General features: G+C 65.9%; 1 protein-coding gene. It reads right to left on the bottom strand.

Annotation, left to right across the window (positions count from 1 at the left end; all coding sequences use genetic code 11):
- On the bottom strand, window positions 1–669 hold a 669-nt coding region (locus PMN64_RS42870; protein WP_411785120.1), incomplete at its 3' end, for a TonB-dependent siderophore receptor.
- Between the last annotated feature and the right edge of the window lie 426 nt (window positions 670–1,095).

Here is a 1,095-nt window from a genome sequence, read left to right on the forward strand (position 1 = left end):
CAGGAATTGCAGGCCCCAGCCGGTGCGTTCCTTCTGGTAATTCGCAAGGAAGGTGATCGTGGTGTCCTCGTTCGGCTTCACGGTGACGGCGGGCGCGATGAAGACGCGATTGTCCTTGGTGTAGTCGACCTGGGTCTCACCATCGCGCGCGACGCCGGTCAGGCGCCACAGCACCGTCCCTTCCTTGTTGGCGCGGCCGCCGATATCGAACTCGCCCTGATAGCGGTTGAAGCTGCCGCCCGACAGCGACACTTCCCCGAACTCGCGCGCGGTCGGCAGCTTGCTGACATAGTTGAGGATGCCGCCGGTGCCGCTGCCGCCGAACATCGCCGAGGACGGCCCCTTCAGGACCTCGAGGCGCTCGGCCCCGTACGGATCGAGCCCGAGGAAGTGCACATAGTTGCTGCTCGGCAGCCGCAGGCCGTCGAGATAGAGGCCCGGCATCGTCATGTCGAAGCCGCGGATCTGCAAGCCGCCGAAGCGGGTGTCCGAGCCGCCATTCACGTCACCGCTGACGCCTGCGGTGTAGCGCAATGCCGCGCCCACCGATTCCGCACCCTGGTTCCTGATCTGCTCCGTGGTGACGACCGAGATCGATTGCGGGATTTCGATCAGCGGCGTGTCGGTCTTGGTCGCCGTGCCCGAACGCGTGGCAACGAACCCGACCACCGGACCGCCGGCTCGCTCTCCGGCGCCGGCACCGGATCGTGCCGCCGCTGGCGGTGTCGCCTGCTGGGATCGAGCCGCGCGGTTGGCGCGGCTCGTGCGTGCCGTCACCGGACGACGAACCGGTTTTGCATTCGGAGTGATCGCGCGCTGCTGAGGCGCGTCCACGCTCACCGGCGGTAGTTCCGATTGCGCGTCGGCGCGTTCGATCGTGACTCCTGCGGCAAGGACGGCGGCGGTGCATAGACCGATCGTTCGCAGCGCTGGATGTTGACGGGTGGAATGCGAAGCAAGTCGATCGATCACGCGAAGGCGCCCCTGATATCAGCCTGGATGGATTTGTGATCCGGCTCTACAGCGCGGGGCTCGCGAGTACAGACCTTGGCAGTTGGAATAGATCGAGACTGCGCGCGCGATCAGTATGCGAAC

It is taken from the genome of Bradyrhizobium sp. UFLA01-814, assembly GCF_046718885.1.
GTDB classification, from domain to species: Bacteria; Pseudomonadota; Alphaproteobacteria; order Rhizobiales; family Xanthobacteraceae; genus Bradyrhizobium; species Bradyrhizobium elkanii.